Annotated in this window: 13 protein-coding genes; all 13 read left to right on the forward strand. The window is 47.3% G+C overall.

Features of this window, described 5'->3' with window-relative positions:
- The first annotated feature begins 6 nt into the window (after positions 1 to 6).
- The 13 genes from AC3RCI_RS13685 to AC3RCI_RS13745 all read left to right on the forward strand — a co-directional run bounded on the left by AC3RCI_RS13685 (position 7) and on the right by AC3RCI_RS13745 (position 19745).
- Positions 7 to 1242 (forward strand): MDR family MFS transporter, encoded by a 1236-nt coding sequence (locus AC3RCI_RS13685; RefSeq protein WP_492529501.1) that lies wholly within the window; start codon positions 7 to 9, stop codon positions 1240 to 1242.
- 379 nt (positions 1243 to 1621) lie between these two features.
- Positions 1622 to 3070: an amino acid ABC transporter substrate-binding protein/permease gene (locus AC3RCI_RS13690; RefSeq protein WP_492529503.1), complete on the forward strand. Its 1449-nt coding sequence runs from the start codon at positions 1622 to 1624 to the stop codon at positions 3068 to 3070.
- Positions 3063 to 3791 (forward strand): amino acid ABC transporter ATP-binding protein, encoded by a 729-nt coding sequence (locus AC3RCI_RS13695; protein ID WP_127535854.1) that lies wholly within the window; start codon positions 3063 to 3065, stop codon positions 3789 to 3791. The genes AC3RCI_RS13690 and AC3RCI_RS13695 overlap by 8 nt, the downstream gene beginning before the upstream one ends.
- A gap of 145 nt (positions 3792 to 3936) precedes the next feature.
- On the forward strand, positions 3937 to 4629 hold the full coding sequence (locus AC3RCI_RS13700) for a hypothetical protein (RefSeq protein WP_492529505.1): 693 nt from the start codon (positions 3937 to 3939) through the stop codon (positions 4627 to 4629).
- Positions 4630 to 4983: 354 nt separating this feature from the next.
- Positions 4984 to 5862, forward strand: a complete 879-nt coding sequence (locus tag AC3RCI_RS13705) for an ABC transporter permease (protein WP_246310935.1) — start codon at positions 4984 to 4986, stop codon at positions 5860 to 5862.
- Entirely contained in the window at positions 5862 to 6731 is an 870-nt protein-coding gene (locus AC3RCI_RS13710; RefSeq protein WP_095287290.1) for a carbohydrate ABC transporter permease, read from the forward strand. Before AC3RCI_RS13705 ends, AC3RCI_RS13710 begins: the two co-directional genes overlap by 1 nt.
- Positions 6732 to 6754: 23 nt before the next feature.
- Complete coding sequence (locus AC3RCI_RS13715) at positions 6755 to 8287, forward strand: extracellular solute-binding protein (RefSeq protein ID WP_336779978.1); 1533 nt, start codon at positions 6755 to 6757, stop codon at positions 8285 to 8287.
- Entirely contained in the window at positions 8284 to 9609 is a 1326-nt protein-coding gene (locus tag AC3RCI_RS13720) for a Gfo/Idh/MocA family protein (protein WP_492529507.1), read from the forward strand. Before AC3RCI_RS13715 ends, AC3RCI_RS13720 begins: the two co-directional genes overlap by 4 nt.
- Positions 9610 to 9769: 160 nt before the next feature.
- Complete coding sequence (locus tag AC3RCI_RS13725; protein ID WP_492529509.1) at positions 9770 to 12061, forward strand: helix-turn-helix domain-containing protein; 2292 nt, start codon at positions 9770 to 9772, stop codon at positions 12059 to 12061.
- Between the two features lie 37 nt (positions 12062 to 12098).
- Entirely contained in the window at positions 12099 to 14156 is a 2058-nt protein-coding gene (locus tag AC3RCI_RS13730; RefSeq protein WP_492529511.1) for a glycoside hydrolase family 65, read from the forward strand.
- Between the two features lie 127 nt (positions 14157 to 14283).
- The gene (locus AC3RCI_RS13735; RefSeq protein ID WP_492529899.1) at positions 14284 to 15387 is read left to right on the forward strand and encodes a glycoside hydrolase family 88/105 protein; all 1104 of its coding nucleotides are present in this window, start codon (positions 14284 to 14286) and stop codon (positions 15385 to 15387) included.
- The gene (locus AC3RCI_RS13740) at positions 15384 to 17954 is read left to right on the forward strand and encodes a glycosyl hydrolase family 95 catalytic domain-containing protein (RefSeq protein ID WP_492529513.1); all 2571 of its coding nucleotides are present in this window, start codon (positions 15384 to 15386) and stop codon (positions 17952 to 17954) included. Before AC3RCI_RS13735 ends, AC3RCI_RS13740 begins: the two co-directional genes overlap by 4 nt.
- A 237-nt stretch (positions 17955 to 18191) precedes the next feature.
- Positions 18192 to 19745 carry an acetamidase/formamidase family protein gene (locus tag AC3RCI_RS13745; RefSeq protein ID WP_492529515.1) on the forward strand — a complete coding sequence of 518 codons (1554 nt, stop codon included), beginning with the start codon at positions 18192 to 18194 and terminating at the stop codon, positions 19743 to 19745.
- Positions 19746 to 19773: the final 28 nt, after the last annotated feature.

Below are 19773 nucleotides of genomic sequence, written 5' to 3' on the forward strand. Positions count from 1 at the left end.
TACCTTATGAAGCATCTTCTCAGGCAAATACACCCTTTGGCGTGGACCATCATTATCGGTACCATGTTCGGACGTCTGGTGACATCCATGAGCATTCCGTTCTTATCCATCTATTTAACTCGCGTATTGGAGGCTTCGCCGACAGAAACGGGTCTAACCGTTGCAGTAAGCTCGCTGGCTGGCGTACTCATTAGCTTCTACGGAGGATACGTCTCGGATCGGATTGGTCGTCCAATTGTTATGCTGGTCTCGGTGTTTAGCTGGGCAGGCGTTTTTTTTATCTTTTCATCGGCGCAGCATTTATGGGTATTTTTCATTGCCAACACACTAAATGGCTTATGCCGTGCTTTTTTTGAGCCGACTTCACGCGCGTTGTTGTCGGATATTACTCCTTCACAGCACAAGCTGCTCGTTTTTAATCTGCGCTATGCTGCGATTAATCTTGGTGTTGTTTTTGGTCCAATTATCGGACTTTACCTTGGATCGGCTGAATCGACGTTTCCGTTTATCATAGCAGGCATGGTATATGTGATGTACGGCATGGTCTTGTTGTTTCAGTTTAGCGTTAGGTATACCGATCTCTCTAAGCCAGTCAACACGCTTGCACCAAGCCTGAGGGCTGCTCTGAGTACAACCACCAGAGACCGGGTATTCCTGATGGTCCTCATTGGAACAACGTTCTGCGAACTGGGTTTTGGACATTTCGGTTCAACATTAGCTCAGTATCTGACCCTGAATCCGAATGTAGAGGACGGAAGCCGAATTTTCTCCTACATGTTCTCTCTTAATGCCATGACCGTGCTCCTCGTCCAATACCCGATTGTTCGGACAGCCAGGCATTATTCGCCAATTGCCTCTCTTATTCTTGGTAATATTCTTATTGCTGGAAGCTTGCTGCTGTTCGGTTGGGCGGACGGTCTGGTGCTTTTATTCATTAGTGTCATTCTGTTTACCATTGGAGAAGTGCTGCTGTTTACCATGATGGACTTGTTCATTGACCGGATTGCTAAACCGGAGAACAAAGGGATCTATTTTGGAACCATTGGCTTTAATCATTTGGGCAGTGTGATAGCACCTGTGTTTGGAGGTCTGCTTCTTGGCCATTTTGGGGCAGCGAATGGGGTTTCCGTCTTTGTTCCGCTGGCTCTCGCAACTGCATGCGGGCTTCCTTTTCTATGGAAGGCACGGCAGCATCAATTATCGAGAGAGCGTAAAGAAAAAATGTTTCAAGCGAGTGCTTAATAAGGTAATGGAAGGTGCGGCTGTTGACAGTTATAAGTACATGGTTGAGACAAAACATTTTTGATTGAAAGAGGGATTATTGTAAATGATAAACATATTGCGAACGAATCCAGCATGAAAAAACACATACTCACCTTTCACCAAAAAATGGTTTGGGTTAAGGAATGAAAGATATGAGGAGTGCGCTTTACAACGGTAAATAAAGAGTCAAGGCAAAGCATACTTATGTAGTGACACCGTGAGCATCATCATTGGAAAAGAAATCAATACTTAAAATTTAAATTGTTTATTTTCACAAAAAGATTATGACTGTATAATGAGCAATACGTCTGAAAAAAATGTAACACAGTAACGTAGTAGACCGAGAAGGGGAGGACATATGAAAACAACAAAGGTCTCGTTTTTTGTACTTTCGCTAATGCTGCTCTTGGTGACCGGATTATCTGGTTGGGCCGGAGCGGCTGATGCAGAGTCCAACACCAGCAAAACTTATGTCATCGGCACAGACATTACCTTTGCTCCGTTTGAATTTCAGGATGTAAATGGTGATTTTGTCGGAATCGACATGGATTTGCTTGATGCCATTGCCAAAGATCAAAATTTTAAGTATGAAATTAAAGCGCTCGGATTTAACGCCGCCGTGCAGGCACTGGAGTCAAACCAGGTGGATGGCGTTATTGCGGGGATGAGTATTACCGATGAGAGAAAACAAAAGTTTGATTTCTCAGATTCTTATTTCGATTCAGGCGTAGTTATGGGCGTAAGCGCCAATAACGATACCGTGAAAAGTTATGAGGATCTTCGAGGCAAAAAAGTTGCTGTTAAAACGGGAACAGAGGGTTATACTTTTGCAGAGTCTATTGCCTCGAAATATGGCTTTACCATTGTACCGTTTGATGATTCTTCACAAATGTATGATGATGTCAAAACCGGAAACTCCGTAGCCTGTTTTGAAGATTATCCTGTACTTGCTTACGGGGTGAAGCAGAATAACGGTCTTAAAACGGTTACAGAACCCGAAATAGGAGGCTCTTATGGGTTCGCCGTAAGCAAAGGCAAGAATCAGGAACTTCTGCAAATGTTCAATGATGGACTAACAAATATCAAGGCAAACGGGGAGTATAAACGTATTACTGAGACCTATGTTGGTGAAAATGCTTCGACAACTGCCAATATGGGACGCTGGGAGTTGGTTCAGAAATCCCTACCATCCCTGATTAAAGGTCTGGGTAACACGCTCTTATACACCATTGTTTCTTTGTTCTTTGCCTTTATTCTGGGTCTGATCTTCGGATTTATGAAAGTGGGACAAAATAAATTCCTTCGCGGTGTAGCCACGGTATTTGTGGATGTATTCCGCGGGATTCCATTGATCGTCCTTGCCTTCTTTATTTATTTCGGGATTCCGCAGGCGCTTGGCTTCACGATGCCTCTGTTCCTGGCAGCCATTCTGACGTTAAGCTTGAATGCCGGAGCATATGTTACCGAAATTATTCGCGGGGGGATTCAATCGATTGATCGTGGACAGATGGAAGCTGCCCGTTCACTTGGTATTCCTTATCGCAAAGCGATGATGAAGATTGTTATCCCTCAGGCCATCCGGGTTATGATTCCTTCATTCATTAATCAGATGGTTATTACACTGAAAGATACGTCGATCTTGTCCGTCATTGGTCTGGTGGAGCTGACGCAATCAGGTAAAATTGTCATCGCAAGAACTTTCGCCTCTTTTGACATCTGGTTAACGGTTGCGATCATGTATCTGATTGTCATCATCACATTGACTAAAATCGCTGACCATCTGGAGGTGAAGGTTCGCCGTGGGTAAAATCAAGGTTGAAGGATTGAAGAAAAGTTTTGGCTCGAATCAGGTTCTGAAAGGGATCGATATGACGGTCGCCGAGGGCGAAGTGGTCTGTGTCATCGGCCCGTCCGGTTCGGGAAAAAGTACGTTTCTGCGCTGTATAAACCAATTGGAAGAGATCACTGCAGGCCGGGTTATCGTGGATGACCAGGATCTGAACGATCCGAAAACCAATATCAATAAAGCTCGTGAAAATATCGGCATGGTATTTCAGCACTTTAACTTGTTTCCGCATTTTAGCGTGCTCAAAAATATCATGTTCGCACCAAGAGAGCTTGGTAAGCTCAACGAGCAGCAAGCTAGAGAAACGGCTCTTCGTTTACTTGATCGGGTAGGTTTGTCAGACAAAGCGGATAGCTATCCTAACAAACTTTCGGGTGGTCAAAAACAACGTGTCGCAATTGCTCGCGCGCTTGCGATGAATCCAGACGTCATGTTGTTTGATGAACCGACTTCCGCGCTTGACCCTGAGATGGTTGGTGAGGTTCTGGGCGTAATGAAGGACCTCGCCAGCGAAGGAATGACGATGATGATCGTTACCCATGAGATGGGATTTGCTCGTGAAGTTGCAGACCGGGTTATCTTCATGGATGGCGGATACATTGTAGAGCAGGGCACGCCTGCCGAAATATTCGGTAATCCGAAGCATGAACGCACCATCAGCTTTTTGGAAAAAGTTCTTTAATATTTGGCGGAAAAACCTTCAAGACACTGTTCTTGAAGGTTTTTTTGTTATATATATATCAGAAAATAAGAGGTTAAATATGGTAATATTAGAACGGTTTTATTTTTTGGTAAGTTATTTTAAATAACAAGGGGGTTCGGAGATATTGAAACTTCAAATAAAACGACGGATCGGGATATGTTTTGTTGTGATTATTCTCTCGATCTCCGCATTGTTAACTTATGTCTATCTTAACGATAGACCTGGAGGGTTCTCAGATCAACGGATGTCCAAATGGTTGGGAGTGGATGAGACCATACACATCCCTATCGGGAAGACTCCCGAAAGCGCGATTCAAAAGTTTAGAACAGAACAGTTATCATCACATATTATCCATGAAGAGCCAGTGGAAGGCGGCATGATTGTATTTACACAAAGAGCAAGCTCTGAATCCAGTAACCTTCAGATAGAATATGTACGAAAGCGGATTTTCGGTTGGAAATGGGGATGGGGTGGAGGATACGGGATTAGTAAATCTTCTTCAAATTCACCCGAAATGGACTATATGAGTATGCCTCGCTTGGAGCATATCGAATCTCCTTTTCCCATCGTATACGGAAATGTACTGAACCCTGCAATCAAGCGGATAACGGTCGAGACGAAGGGGAATGGAACACAGATTTCTACTGAAGCTAAATTGGTTGAGGTGGGGGCTGAAAGAAACATATGGTTTGTATTGCTTCCCTCGTCTGCAAGCACTCCATTCGAAATAAAGGCATTTAACGAAGAAGGCGTACGTATCGCAATTAAGGAGATTAATGATCCTAACGACATCGGAGCTCTACTGATTGAAGACTGATTACACTCAGCCTGATAAGAAATGCAACCCCAACAAAAGCATAACTGCTGCGTATCTTAGGTCGCCTTATATGGCGGCCTTTTTGATAATTATACCCGTACCAACCGATTCTCCACCGAATGAACCGATCCTGCAGAAGCTTGCGGTGTAAGCGATTGGTTCATTGTTTGGCCGATTGCACGATTGTTGATCATGCTGCTCGCCCATATGATGTGAACAGAGGATCCTGCTCATCATTCACACTATTAACTGCTAAAGGGGGCCCGAGATCGTATGGCTGAACTGACGGAAACACCTGCCCGGCAACCCGGAGTTACAGTCGTCAAACGTGCCAAAAAAGGATATTTGCGAAACATGAGGAAACATTGGATGTTGTATGTCATGATCCTGCCCGGCATTTTGTTTTACATTATTTTTAAGTATATCCCTCTGGGAGGAAGCGTCATTGCATTTCAGAATTTTCAGATCATGAAAGGGATCTGGAGCAGCCCGTGGGTGGGCCTGGATAACTTTAAGTTTATTTTTACGTATCAGGACTTCTATAATGTACTTCGAAACACAGCTCTGATTGCGTTCTACAAGCTGGTTGTCGGATTTCCAGCTCCCATCCTGCTTGCGCTGCTGTTTAATGAGGTACGGAAGATGCTGGCCAAACGTTTCCTGCAAAGTCTGTTCTATTTACCGCATTTCCTCTCCTGGGTCGTAGTGGGTGGAATCGTCTTTGAAGTTCTTGCCTCGGGTGGTTTTGTAAACGCTGTCCGTGGATGGTTTGGCTTCGAGCCCATTCTGTATATGCAGCAAGAGCAATATTTCCGGCCCATTGTTGTCTTGTCTTCCATATGGAAGGAAGTGGGGTGGGGGACCATTATTTATCTTGCGGCCATCAGCGGCGTTGATCCAACCCAATATGAAGCTGCCGTCATGGACGGAGCTAATAAATGGAAACAGGCGATTTATATTACACTGCCCGCATTGTTTCCAACGATCCTGATTCTGTTCCTGCTGAATATCGGAAATTTCCTGGAGCTTGGTTTCGATCAGGTCTATAACCTGCTGACGCCAATGACCTATTCGGTAGGGGATATTATTGAGACATATGTATACCGCTCAGGTGTGCTGCAGGGGCAGTATAGTGTCACCACGGCGATTGGACTGTTCCAATCCGTCATCGGGTTTATCCTGCTCTGGGTCTTCAATCGATTGGCCAAAAAGACAGGGGAGGGGTTGTGGTGATAAAACAAACCTTTGGTGAAAAATGCTTTCAAGTCGCCAACTATGTGTTCTTGACAGCTGCAGCTTTAACCATGATCCTGCCATTGCTTCACCTGCTCGCTGTATCCTTAAGTTCGCCGGTTGCCGCCGATTCCAAGGAAGTTTTTCTGTGGCCGGTCGGCTTTACCATGGCTTCCTGGAAACATATTTTACAGAGTTCGGGCCTTTGGCAATCGTTTGGTGTAACCGTATTCATAACGGTAGCAGGGACAGCGCTGAGTATGCTCTTTTCCGTGCTGACCGCCTTTCCGTTATCACGCAAAGAGTTTCTAATTCGCAAACAGGTCATGCTCGGAATTGTCATCACGATGATCTTCAATGCGCCGATGATTCCCTTCTTCCTGACGGTCAGAGAGCTGGGGATGATGAATTCCATATGGGCACTGATTATTCCGGGGGTCATCGGTACGTTCAACATGGTCATTCTGCGCACGTTCTTCATGAACTTGCCCAAGGAATTGGATGATACTGCCCGGATTGATGGCTGCCACGATTTTAGAATCCTGTTCCAGATCTATCTGCCGCTGTCCAAGCCGGTTCTTGCCACAGTCAGCCTGTTCTATGCCGTAGGATACTGGAATACGTTCCAGCGCGCCGTACTCTTCGTTCGGGATCCTGATCTATGGCCGCTTCAGATGAAGCTGCGTGCCTATTTGACCAGTCCGGAAGAACTGGCTCAGGTCAATATGTTCCTTGATGATTACGACTTCAACACAACCACATTGAAAGCAGCGACAATTCTTTTTGCAAGCGTTCCCATAATATTGGTGTATCCTTATTTACAGAAATATTTTGTCAAAGGTTCGCTGCTTGGATCGCTGAAAGAATAAATCATGATCAAGGGGATGATTCGATGAGAAGACGACTGACCCAAAAGTTTGTACCGATTGTGCTCAGTATGGCCATGCTGTTAGTCGCCGGCTGCAGTTCCAATACCAGCGATTCAGGGAGTGGTTCTGTTGAAGGGAGCTCCGGTATCCCAATCGTAAAAGTATTCAAGAGTCATATGGGCATCGGGAGCATGCCCGCAGCTGATGATCCACACGTGAAATATGTTGCTGATAAGACGGGTGTCCAATACGAGCTGATTACGACGCCTCCTGGCTCGGAACCCTCGGAATATCTGAACCTGATGATCGCTTCCGATGAGCTGCCGGATATTTTGCGCCCGATCGGAGGCGTGGAACAAACATTGATTCAACAAGGTGGAGCGCTGCCGCTGGATGATCTGCTCCCTGAGTACGCTCCGCATGTCTGGGAAAGTATTCCTCAAGAAGCCTGGGATATTGTTCGCTCAGCTTCTCCCGACGGCAAAATTTATTATGTCCCCAAAGTATTCCTTGTCCCGGAACGGGCACCTTTGATCCGCAAGGATTGGCTGGATAAGGTGGGTATGGAAATGCCAGCAACCGTTGACGAATATGTTGAAATGCTTAAAGCCTTCCGTGACAAGGACCCGAACGGCAATGGCAAAGCAGATGAACTGCCCACAAGCGGAAGGGAATTTGGAAGGTGGATGGACCATCTATTTGCCATGTATGGAGTCGCCATGTGGGAAGGATATCCGGAATGGGATGAATACAACGGCAAGATTCAGTATGCCGGGACAACGGATAACATGAGAGAAGCAATTAAATTCATTCGGATGTTATATGAAGAAAAACTGCTCGATAATGAAACGTTTTTGAACAAAGGGGAAGTATGGCAAGCCAAAATTAACAATAACCTGGTGGGCAGCTGGTACCACTTGCCGGCGAATGTTCGCGATCGTCTTAACGCTATGCTGACACAGGCACCGAATGCTTATATCGCAGCGATGCCACTGCCCAAAGCCGAAGGCTTCGAAGCGTTTGTGACGCAGAAGAGCATGGGTGAGCCGGAATGGATGATTCCAGCTGTGAAGCAGGATAATGCACCCAATGCATTGAAGCTGCTTGATTTCTTCTACAACCCTGAAAATGATGAATTTGTCCGTTTTGGCCTGGAAGGAGAGCAGCATGAAGTCAAAGACGGACGAAAAGTCATTCTTCCGCCTGCCGACAACAAACCGCTTGCCTTGGGTATGAAGAACCTGACTACTGCAGAGGACATGAACAAACGTATTGAAGAGACCTATCCGGAGGACCAACAGCAAATGGTGAAAGACATGTTCGTTGTGAGCACAGCCGATGCCCGGCAAATTGCGGGTGATGGTCTCCCGGCTTCCGTGTACGAAGGGTTCCCAGATATCCAGTCACATAAGCTGTTTCAGGAAGTATTGACCAAGATCGTTATCGGAGAACTGCCTCTGGAGGCTTATGATGAATACGTGAAGAAATGGAATGCTTCTGGAGGCGAAATGGTTACCCAGCGGGTCCAGGAATGGTATGAGAAGGTGAAGAAGTGAAAAAAAGATATGCTATATGCGGAGTGAGTGGCAGAGCTTTGGGGCAGTTCGCTAAGCCTATACATGAGTTGTTCACCCACAATTCGGAGATCGTGGCATTGCTGGATACGGATCCCGCGCGTTTTGAAGCTTATCGAGCGCGCTTTCCGCATCACTCCGAAGTTCCTGTGTATGGAGTTTCTGATTTTGCGTCCATGGTGGAGGATACCAAGCCAGACTGCATTATTGTCGCCGGCAGGGATGATACCCATGTCCACTATATAACCGCCGCGCTGGAGCGGGATTTGGACGTAATTACCGAGAAACCAATGGCGACAACCGGAGCGGACGCCAGGCGAATACTGGATGCTGAAGCGGTGAGTAAAGGTAAAGTCATCGTAACATTCAACTACCGATATATGCCCATTCACATGCGGATCAAGGAATTGATACAGGAAGGAAAGATTGGCCGAGTCACTTCCATCGATCTCAACTGGTACATTGATACGCATCACGGCTCCAGCTATTTCAAGCGCTGGAATCGTGAGCGGGCTTATTCGGGTGGACTGTCAGTTCACAAAAGCACCCATCATTTTGACTTGGTTCAGTGGTGGATTAACCAAAAGCCTGTAGAAGTCTTTGCTTATGGAGCACTGAATTATTATGGTGCAGATGGGGAGTGGAATCCGGCACGGGAAGATGGTCGGCATTGTCGTACGTGCAATGTCTCGGAAGATTGTGCGTATTACTCCCGTTGGACACCGCGCAGTCGGCAGATCCGCGTACCGGATGATCATCTGAACCTGCTAGGCTCGGCAACTGCGGACTTTCCATACACAGCATACCGTCCGGATCAATGCATTTTTGATTCTACCATTGAGATCGAAGATACGTATACAGCATCTGTGAGATACAGTGGCGGCGCACTCATGAGTTATTCGGTCAATTTTTCCCTTCCTTATGAAGGTTATCGGCTGGCAGTGAACGGTACGAAGGGGCGCCTGGAAACACTTGAATACCATATGCCTGCACGTACTCCTTTTCCGACTCCGGTTCAAACCATCGACTATTTCCCCCTGTTTGGTTCCAAAGAGACCATACATGTCGTACATCGGGAAGGCGGACATGGCGGAGGGGATCCATTACTTCTAGAGGATATCTTTCTTGGAGAAGATCAACACCGCCCTTTCCGGATTCTGTCCGGAGCCGTGGATGGAGCTTACTCTGTCGCAGCAGGCGAAGCCGTATGGCGTTCGGTCTCCGAGCATCGTCCTATAACCATAGAAGCGGTGCTAGGAGGCTGGGGGGATAAGGTGTCAGTGCAGAATTCGAGAAGTGAGTGAACATTTAATTACGTTAAATGATGGTGAAAACAGCCAAAACAGCGGGCAAGTGTGAGATCGAGATGCTTGAAGAAGTCAAAATAGGCTGTTGGGCCGGGTCGCACCAGGCAGGGCGAAACTGTATAATTGCGGTATATTGCACATAAGGTGGGAGATAACTGTGACCCTTTCCTTTTTGAAGTGGTTAAAATTCAATTTCACCAATACCCAGACCCGGCTGCTGCTTATTTTGACCATTGTTGTCTTCATGATTATTATCGCAGTAGGCATGACAACGTATTATTCGGCCAAGTCGGTATTACAGCAGGAGCTCAGTGAACCGCAGCACCAGATGCTGCGCATCAGTATGAATGATATTGATGAAGTTATTCGGGAAAGCGACCAGATTGCTGTGAAAATTGCACTGAATAACCATGTGTATAAATTTCTCACAAGTGAGGTGCAGGGGTCATACCGCAATGTCACCGAATTGGTACAGTTTCTTGAAACCTTGACTAGCAGTACTCCTTTTATTAAAAGCGCTTACATTTATGATGTGGAAAGGGAGAGCATGGTCGCTTTTCCTCAGGGATATAGTTCAAGCAAAGTCAATTTTCCCGATTCGGGCTGGGTAGGTGTGGCTGCTGAATTAGATGACCGCCCCATGCTGGTGAAGCGGAGGGAGATTGCTGCAGGTTCAGGGGTTCCTGCCTCCCAGATTACACTTTATCGCAAGATTATGCTGGCGGGTCAACTTAAAGGGATTATTGCCATCAATTTCAAAACAGATCAAATGTTCAAGCACATGCTTCTTTCTTCCGTCTCTGATCTCGATAATCATCGTTTCATTCTGGATGCCGACAATAAACCATTATATGACCTTGGTAATTATCCAGTAGGAGAGGAAGCGGTGGACCAGGTCCTCGCGACTCTGGAAGGAGAACAGCTTGGTGAGTTCAAGCACGAGGGTCAATTGCTGCTCGCTTCACAGACGATGTCCCCGTATACAGGTTGGCGCTATCTTTCAATTATTTCCCAGGAAAGTTTACTGTCCAATGCCCAGAAGATTAGGAACATTGTATTCTTCGTTTCACTGTTGGCACTTGCCGCAGGCGCCGCTACGATAGCTTTTTATAACAGAGCAGCCTTTAAACCGGTGAAACGGATGAGACAACTGCTTAGCGGATATGACCGTCACCGTATCAGTCCAGAGTTGATTGATCTCGAGAAATTAACAGGACAACTGCTGACGGACCATGCACAGCAAGCCATTAATCTCAGACAAACACTTCCTGAAGCATCCTCCAAATTTCTGACCGACATTTATGCGGGACACATGACGGGTTACCGGGAAATTGGTGAAAAGTGGAATCGATACTTCAAGGAATGGAGTGATAGTCCGCTGACCGTTGCTATATTGTCTATTGATAATTATCACGCATGGTGCGAAAGGTTTAAGAAGTCGGATCAATCCCTTCTGAAGTTTGCCATTGCCAATATCATTGCAGAACTGCTGTCAGGGGAGTGGCGTCTCACTCCTGCAGATCTGGGCAGGGACCGATTGCTAGTCATGCTGCAGCCGCTTGATCCCGTTAGAGATACGGATGCATCCACTTCAATTGGTGAAGCACTGAGAATGATTCCGAAACTGCTCAAGTTCCAGGTTTCCGCAGGCGTAAGCGAGGACCAAGGCGGACTCAAGGACCTTCAACAGGCGATGCAGCAAGCGGACAGCGCTCTGGGTTTCAGGTTGTACCACGGATATGAACAAGTGATACGGTTTGAGGACATTTCTGGTCACGAAGAACCTGGACGTGCAGAGGAAAATGAATTCATGTCCCAATTGACTGAAACGATCGAAGCCGGCAGTGGTGAAGATGTAATCAGGCTCATGGATAAAAGATTTAACCGCATGAAGAGTGAACGGTGGCACCCGTCCTCGGCGATATCCTTTCTTGAATCTGTAGCGGAGACGCTGGAACGAATTCGCATGAAACGGGATCCTGAAGCTTGCGGGTTCCGAGTTTATGGTTTGCGGACAATGAATCTGGAGTCTGCATGGTCACTGCTGCGCAATGAGGCAGAAGCGCTCGCAGCCTGGTATGACAGCATGCTGCTCAGGAAGGATTATATCGTTTGCCAAACGATGATTGCATTCATGAGTGACCATCTGGAAGACCCGGTTAGCATTCAGGACATTGCTGAGCATGCGGGTATCGGTTCCAGTTTGGCAAGTCAGCTGTTCAAGCAAGAAATGAACGACACCATTCTTGGTTACTTTACGAAGCTCCGTATGGACCGGGCTTGTGAACTCCTGCGGGATACCAACTACAGAATATCTGAAATCGCTTCCATGGTGGGGTATCAGCATGAGAATAGTTTTATCCGTGTATATCGCAAAACCAAGGATATTACACCGGGGAAATACAGGGAGATGATGCGGGCCCGGAGGGGGTCCTTATTGGAATCCTAGTCCCCCATTCGAATGAAGAGAAGGAGGAACAGCTTACATGAACCGTAAAACGATAGTCACTCGAAACCATCCGGTATTGACCCAGCTTGAGCCCAGGTCTCCTTTGTCTGTCGGCAACGGCGAATTTGCATTTAGTGCTGATTTTACCGGCCTTCAGACCTTTCCGGAAGCATACGAAATCCCTCTTGGCACACAGTCCAATTGGGGGTGGCATTATACCGGAGGGCATGAGGTTTTCGGCGATCAGGATATCGTCTACCAGTCGTTTGAAACGTATGGACGGAAAGTGGCGTATCCCATGAAACCTGAGAACCGAGAAGAAGCCTATCACTGGCTGCGGCAGAATCCGCATCGTCTTCAACTGGGGCGACTCGCGTTTCGCATACTGAAAGAAGATGGAGAAGAAGCAGATCTGTCACATGTGAATCCGGTACGACAGGAATTAAATCTGTGGACAGGTACACTTCACAGTGAGTTCACCGTAGATGGGTTCAGGGTTCAGGTGGAGACTGCCTGTGATCCGGAGAACGATGGCATCGGCATTCGTGTACATTCAGAATTAATCCGCAAGGGGCGTCTGCATTTGTTCCTTGTTTTCCCCTGTCCGGATATGACACATCGGAGCTGGTCCAAGTCCGTTTTTCCCGATTGGGAACAGGACAGCAGACATCACACCGAGCTAATGGCGAACGATTCGGTTTCAGCTTCACTGAAACGGATTTTGGATGAAGACGAATATGGTGTGAGGTGGATCTGGGACAAGGGGCGTCTGGAGCAGACCGGAGCACATGAGTTTACGCTTATTCCTGAAGTATTGGAGCTTTCAGATAGCTGGTCTTGCAGTGTTGCTTTTGCTGCGTCGAACCCATCAGTTCAACCAGCTGAGGCCGTAATCCACGCCAGCTCGGTCTACTGGGAGCAGTTCTGGAACAGTGGAGCAGCCATGGATGTATCCGGCAGTAAAGATCCCCGAGCAGCAGAATTGGAGCGACGAATTGTGCTGTCCCAGTTCCTATGTGCTGTACACAGTGGCGGCTCCATGCCGCCTCAGGAAACGGGTTACATGTATAATAGCTGGTTCGGTAAAATGCACCTAGAAATGCACTGGTGGCATGCTGCACATTTTCCCCTGTGGGATCGTACAGATCTGCTTCGCAAAAGTATGGATTGGTATATCACCATTTTGCCCAAGGCTCGTGAACTGGCACGTTCACAGGGATATGCTGGTGCGCGCTGGCCCAAAATGGTTGGATATAACGGTGGGCAGAGCCCTTCACCAGTAGCACCAGGGTTAATCTGGCAGCAGCCTCATCCGATGGCACTTGCCGAGATGTGTTACTTGGCCCGGCCTGAGAGGTCTGTATTGGAACGGTATAAGGACATCGTATTCGAGGCAGCTGATTTTATGGTTTCCTTTGCCCACTGGGATGCTGAAAAAGAGGCATATGTACTTGGGCCGCCGTTGATTCCAGCTCAGGAGAATCATGCCATGAATGAAAGTCTGAATCCGCCATATGAACTGGAATACTGGAAATTTGGCTTGGAAATCGCCGCTATGTGGGCGGAGCGGCTGGAGCGGCCTGTGAATCCGGAATGGAAAAAGGTTGCGTCTCATATGGCAAATCCTGTGCATGAGAATGGAGTGTATCTTGCGCACGAGAATTGTCCAGACACATTTACTGCCAAGAACCATGATCATCCTTCCATGCTCGGAGCGCTCGGCCTGCTTCCCGGCACGCTGATTGACGGCAAAATCATGAAAAATACACTTCTCAAAGTGAAAGAATGCTGGGATTGGGAATCCGCATGGGGGTGGGACTTTCCGATGTGTGCGATGACAGCGGCAAGGCTGGGAGAACCTGAGCTGGCCGTTGACTTTTTATTGATGGATGCCACCAAAAACACCTATTTGCCCAATGGACACAATTATCAAAGGCCAGGATTATGGGCGTATCTGCCTGGGAATGGTGGACTGTTAACTGCGGTAGCAATGATGGCTGCCGGATGGAGCGGTGAGGAAGGCGGGAACAATCCGGGATTTCCGCAGGACGGGAGTTGGTCAGTTCTATGGGAGGGGCTGCACCCCCTGACCTGATCCGATTAGGTGATCGTATGTTCACACGTTGAGTAGTCGGGATTGGCTTGAGCAATAATACGCGAGCGAAAAAGGAGCGATTACGTTGGTTGAAACGTTAACAAAGGTCTCTACTCAGAATCGCAGAATGTCTGCCAAAATTGCGGATACGCTAGTTTCCGAATGCCTGGATGGGAATCATCCCAAAATTGCCGGGAAATGGGGGTACGTTGCCGGAATGACGCTTCTGGCCCTCGAACGTGCCGCCGTTTGGAATAGTGAACCTCGATATAGTGAACTGGTTCTCCATCATATGGATGGCCTGATCGATAAAGACGGTACCATCAGGAACTATCAACTTGAGGATTATAACCTGGACATGATCAATGAAGGCAAAAATCTCTTTTCTATGTGGAAGCTTACTGGGGAAGAGAAATACCATCAAGCCATCTTGCAACTGGTCGCCCAGTTGAAAGGGCAGCCTCGAACCAGTGAGGGCGGATTCTGGCACAAAAAAATATATCCGTTCCAGATGTGGCTTGACGGGATCTATATGTCTTCCCCGTTTCTGGCAGAGTATGGCCATATGTTCGATCACCCTGAGAGCTTCAATGAAGTCGCGCGTCAAATTCTACTGATTGAGCGGAAGACCCGGGATCCGCGAAGCGGTCTGCTGCACCATGCATGGGATGAGAGCAGGGAACAGCGCTGGTGCGACAAAGACACGGGTCAATCGTTCCACGTCTGGGGCAGGGCGATGGGGTGGTATGCGATGGCGGTAGTGGATGCATTGGAGTTTTTTCCAATTGATCATCCTCAGCGCGGTCAGATCATGGGCATCTTCGAGAGAATGGCCTATGCAATCGCCCATGCCCAGGATCAGGAGAGCGGACTGTGGTATCAAGTTATGGACCAGAACGGCAGGGAAGGCAACTATTTGGAAGCGTCGGCTTCCTGCATGCTGACCTACGCCTTAGCCAAGGGTCAGCGTCTGCATTATTTGGCTGAACTGGATCGCAAAGTTGTTGATCTGGCGTATGCTGGTATTCTCAGTCACTTTGTTACGGAGGATGAACAGGGGGTACACCTGCACCGCATTTGTCATGGGGCTGGACTCGGAGGAAAGAAATATCGTGATGGTTCTTATGCCTACTATATTAGCGAACAGATCGTCAGTGATGCTCAGATGGGAGTAGCACCATTCCTGCTGGCCAGTATTGAAATGGAGATGCGGGGAGCAGAAGGTGCGTGAAGAAATTAAACGGATCTCAAGCGGGCAGACCCGATAGGAACAAGATGATTCTGAAGTATCCCGCTTCATGGTGGAAGGGGATGTGGCGGGAGGCACTTCCTTCCGGTAATGGGATAATTGGTGCCTCTGTGCGAGGTGGTATACATCAAGAAGTGATTTTACTGCAGCATGGTGAACTATGGCACTGGGGAAGAAAGGATGAACTCCCCGACGTCAGTCACACATTGCAGGAGACCCGGCGACTTATGGACGCTGGGGAATTTTCGGAGGCCAGCTGGCATCTGACCCGTGCCGTGCAAGCAGAAGGATATGCTTCCAAACTATCCTCCCGTTTTCCTTTGGCTGAATTGACACTTACCATGAATTGTGACAATGCTTTTCACCATTATCGCAGGGAACTGGATATGGAAACGGGAGAAGTTCATGTCTGCTGGGAGGAAGGGGGACGAAAGATTTCAAGAAGTCTTTTTGTCTCTCGTGCAGATGATTGTGTGGTGTTCAGAATAAACGCTGAAGTACTGAACACGAGCGATTCGGTACAGGTTAGGGAATCAGGAAGTACGCCAGTGATATCGGGAAGTGTTGGTCTTCAATTTCCGCCGGGTGACCGTGAGCGGGATGATGAAGAATTTAAGGAACTGAAAATATCCGTCACGGTTAGAACGGATGAAGATGAGCAATATGTATTTTATGGTGGCAGAAATGACGATGGAGAGGATTATGGCGCTGTAATGCGTCTAATGTGTGTGGGAGATGATCATGGGGCTGGAGTGATGCCTTCCCATAGAGCATTACATTTCCCGGGAAAAGGGGGTACCATTCCAGACACGGATCAGCGAGATGACAGCGGAAAACAAGCCATTCACGCAGAGATCCCGTTCGAAATGTCGGGCGAAGTGCTTGTTCTCGTTAAGATGTTTGTTACAGGCAAGCGGGAAGAGGAATGGTTACGACTGAAGCAGGAGCTTGCAGGGCTGGAGACTGATTATAATTCAATGCTATCCAGACATATGGAGCTACATCAGCCGCTGTTTCACTCCGCAGAGCTTGATCTGGATGATGCGGCTGATGACGGGCGCAGTAATGAAGAGCTTCTGTTAGATGCTTATGAAGGCGAAGCTCCCTTGGGGTTGATTCGCAAGATGTGGGCATTCGGTCGATATTTATTCATTAGCGGAACCTCTGAGGAAGGCAATATGCCTTTTGGTCTTTATGGGCTATGGGGCGGAGATTACCGATTAATCTGGGGTCATCACATGGCTAATGAAAATGTTCAGATGATGTATTGGCATTCGGCTGTTGGCGGTTTAACCTGCATGAACCTGTCTTTGTTTCGGTATTACACCGATTTGATGGATGTCTTCAAGGAAAATGCACGCAAGCTCTATGGCTGTCGCGGGATCTACATCCCTGCTGGGACTACGCCAGGCATGGGCATCCCAAATCAGGTTGTTCCTGTCATCATGAACTGGACCGGAGCAGCCGGGTGGCTGGCCAGACATTATTATGAGCATTTTTGGTATACCGGTGATATGCAATTTCTGCGCGAGCAGGCGCTGCCCTTTATGAGAGAGGCCTTACAGTTTTATGAAGACTTTCTGGTGCTGGACGAAGAGGGATGGTATATGGTATACCCATCCGTTTCACCCGAGAACACACCGCAGAATTTCATGCCTCAGGATGGTAAACAACTCGCACATCCCATGCCTACAGCCATTAATGCCACAATGGACGTCGCCATCATCAAGGAATTATTGCAGCATACCATACAAGCGAGTCGGATAATCGGTGTTAATAGCAGCAAAATACCAGAGTGGGAAGATATGCTTACACGTCTGCCTTCCTACATGTTGAATAAGGAGGGGGCTGTCAAGGAGTGGCTTCATCCTGCTTTTGAGGATCGGCAAGATCATCGTCATCTGTCCCATCTATACCCTGTTTTTCCAGGACAGGAAGTCAGTCGGGAAGAAGACCCACTGCTTTTCAAAGCCTTCGAGAAAGCAGTACACCAGCGAAGACTTGGAGCACAGAGTGGGTGGTCCCTGGCTCACATGTCATCGATCTATGCCCGGCTGGGCGACGGAGAACGGGCTTTGGACAGCCTGGATCATCTTGCCCGGTCCTGTGTTCTATCTAATGGTTTCACACTCCATAATGATTGGCGCAGTATGGGAATTTGCCTGACGTTAGATGCTGCTCCAGTTCAGCTTGATGCCAATATGGGCTGGGTTAATGCCGTACAGGAAATGCTGCTGCTGGTCTCGCCTCAACGGATCAAGCTGCTTCCGGCACTTCCTGTAAGAATGCTGCGTGGAGAGCTGCAGAATTGGCGTATACCCGGAGGCGTTCTGTCGCTTGCATGGGACCGCAAGTCAGGGACATTTCAAGCTGAGTTAGCCGCCACTAGGCGGATGTCCTCGAAAGTTCAGCTCCCGGACTGGGTCGACATCTCTTTATGTAGACAGTTTGGCAAGAACAAATATAAACCACTCCCCATGGAGAATGGTGCATTCCTGCTTCATTTAGAAGAAGGGGAAAAGTGGTCGGTGGAACTGAACACGGAGTAATATGAGACACTTAAGAAGTCGCCCAAGTGGCGGCTTCTTTATTCTTTTTATATATCATAAAATCTCGGGTGGATTTGTAAAAGTTAATATTATTAATATATTTCTATTGTTTATATTAAGAAAATAAATAAAAAAGTAATTATAACTTTATATTGTTAACTTTTAGATTGTCTGTTATACTTCGGTTCATAACAAGTTAACTAATATGACATGAGAAGATGACAGGAGGAGTTATGAATGGGAAATCGATTAAAATGGAAGGTTTTCGCTGCGTTATCCATTGGTTCACTGTTAATGCCAGGTATGAATGTAGTCAATGCTGACATTGATCAAGTGTCCGTGAAGCCAAAGACACATGTTCTGAAGGCAAATTCCGAAAATGTCCGGTGGGGTAATATCGGCATGGGTGAAGCAGTACTAACCGTCAACTCCGGAGATATCGTTACGGTGGATGCGATTACTCACCATTCTGGCGATGATTATGAACGAATGATCAAAGGTGACGCTGGCGTCGAAGATATTTTTCATTGGACCGAATCCGAGAAGACGGAAGCAGATCGTGGTCCGGGAGTACATATCATGACAGGCCCAATCGCGGTTGAAGGAGCGGAACCGGGAGACGTACTGGAAGTGAAGATTTTGGATATGAAACTTCGTCCTAATGGTAACGGCGAATATGCAGGAAAAACATATGGTTCCAACGTGGCTGCAAACTGGGGGTTTCTATATGGAGAGATGGAAGAAGAACCGGTGACACGTGAGGTTGTGACGATTTACGAAATGGATTCTGAAGGCGGTACCGATTACGCTAAGGCATTATATAGCTATAGATGGACTCCTCAAACCGATCCGGATGGAAATGTGCATCCTACAATAGATTATCCTGGTGTGGTAGTCGATCATACAACGGTGAAGGAAAATCACAATGTCCTGAAAGATGTTCGAGTGCCTGTTCGACTCCATTTCGGTACCATGAGCGTAGCTCCGAAGGAAGCGGATATCGTTGATTCGGTCCCACCTTCCTATTATGGCGGAAATATCGATGACTGGCGTGTTACGGAAGGAGCAACCATGTACTATCCGGTTTCTGTCCCGGGAGCGCTGCTGTCGATCGGTGATCCACACGCAGGGCAAGGAGACTCTGAATTAAATGGAACAGCCATTGAAACGTCTGTAACTGGAGATGTTCAGATTATTCTTCATAAAAAAGATAAGCTGGATAACAAATTAAAGTCGTTAAACTTCCCATTGCTGGAAAATGAGAACGAGTGGGTGGTCCATGGTTTCAGCTACGCCAACTATCTTGAAGAACTGGGTGAGGATGCCCAGAAGGAAATCTTCGATAAATCTTCCCTCGATAAGGCGATGAAAGATGCTGCGCATAAAACCAAGGCTTTTCTAATGAGAGGCATGGAACTAACCGAAGACGAGGCTTACTCTTTAATGTCGGTAACCACCGATTTTGGGGTTACACAGGTAGTGGATGGGAACTGGGGAGTTCATGCGATTGTTGACAAGAAGTTGTTTGGAGACGCTGAACGGAATATGACACCATTACGCAGCAGCTTTGAACAATTTGGTGCCAAGATTGAATGGGAGCCAAAAACGAAAATGGTTTCAATCCTGTATAATGGCAATACACTATCAGCGAAACTTGGAGAAACGAAGGCTTCATTCAATGGAGAAACCGTTAGACTGATTGCTCCTATTCAATTAAATGCCCAGAAGTCAGCAGAGGTAAGCGAGTACTTCGTCAATTTCTATCAAGCCAAGCTTTCCAAGACGAACTAACCCATTTCATAAAGCAATAATTCCTTCA

This window comes from Paenibacillus sp. MT124, assembly GCF_058792755.1.